Source organism: Actinomycetospora soli (assembly GCF_021026295.1).
Classification (GTDB): domain Bacteria; phylum Actinomycetota; class Actinomycetes; order Mycobacteriales; family Pseudonocardiaceae; genus Actinomycetospora; species Actinomycetospora soli.
Map to the genome: position 1 here is coordinate 1 of NZ_JAJNDA010000068.1, position 1,346 is coordinate 1,346.

General features: G+C 64.2%; 1 protein-coding gene. It reads right to left on the reverse strand.

The features are described from left to right. Nucleotides 1–1,286, reverse strand: a 1,286-nt coding sequence (locus LN037_RS32075; RefSeq protein WP_255695449.1) for an IS256 family transposase, incomplete at its 3' end; no start/stop codon positions are given. Nucleotides 1,287–1,346: the final 60 nt, after the last annotated feature.

Genomic DNA, 1,346 nt, shown 5'->3' on the forward strand with positions numbered 1-1,346 from the left:
TGGACGACCAGTGTGTTGAGCGCTATTTTCCAGCCGTGGGTGCCTGTGCCCGACTCTCCGCCGCGGTTGCTCGATATGTTGCGAAGCCCGAGGTAGAGCAGCTTCATCGCGGCCTCGTCGGACGGGAAATGACCGCGCGCTTTTGTGATTTTACGTAGCTGGAAGTTGATGGACTCGATGGCGTTGGTGGTGTAGACGACGCGACGGAGTTCGGCGGGGTAGTCGAGGAACGGGACGAATTCGTTCCAGGCGCGTTCCCAGACATCGATGACGCCGGGGTATTGGGCTCCCCAGGTGCGATCGAGGTCTTTGAGGGCGAGCTCGGCGGCCTCGGCGGTGGGCGCGGTGTAGATCGTCTTCATCGCCGCGGTGATCTTCTTGCGGTGGTGGTAGGACACGAACCGCATGCAGTTGCGGATCACGTGGACCACACAGGTCTGGACCACGGTGTCGGGGAACACCGAGGTGATGGCCTCGGGCAGGCCGGTCAGACCATCGCAGCAGGCGATCAGGACGTCACGCAGACCGCGGTTGCGGAGCTGTGTGAGCACCGAGTGCCAGAACTTGGCTCCCTCGGCCTCGGCGATCCAGACCCCGAGGGCGTGCTTGCGGCCCTCGACGTCGACACCCACCACGAGGTGGGCGACCTTGATGGTGACCGCGCCCTTGTCCCGGATCCGCAGCCGGATGCCGTCGACATAGATGATGGGATAGACCTCGTCGACGGGGCGATTGCGCCACAGCTCAATCTCGTCGGTGACGATGTCGGTGATGTTGGAGACCATCTCCCGAGACGCGTTAATTCCGTAGACCTCGAGCAAATGCGCCTCGATGTCTCGCGTCGACATTCCGCGCGCGTAGCAGGACAGGACCAGTTCGTCGATCTGCCCGATACGACGTTTGCGTTTTGGGACGATCCGCGGTTCGAACTCGCCGTTGCGGTCGCGCGGCACCTTGATGGTGACCGGGCCGTTCGTGGTCGACACGGTCTTGTGTGAGTGCCCGTTGCGGGAATTGCCGGTGCCTGCTCCTGAGGGATCGTCGCGCTCATACCCCAGGTGATGGGCCATCTCGCCCTGCAGAGCTCGCTCGAGGACGGCTTTGGTCATCTGGTTGAGCAGCCCGTCGACCCCGTCGATCGGGGTGCCGGCGGCCTGGGCGTCGGCGATCAAGGCGTCGATCGCTTGAGGCTGCAACGCCGCGGCGAGCCGACCGGCCGCCGCGGCGTCGTTGGCGACCGACTGAAGATCTTCGTCGTTCACTGGGACGTCCTTCCCGACCACCATGCCCGGCACGGAAGTCGATCTTGGTCCGTCCGCTGCTTACACGGTTGCCGTGACACGCCC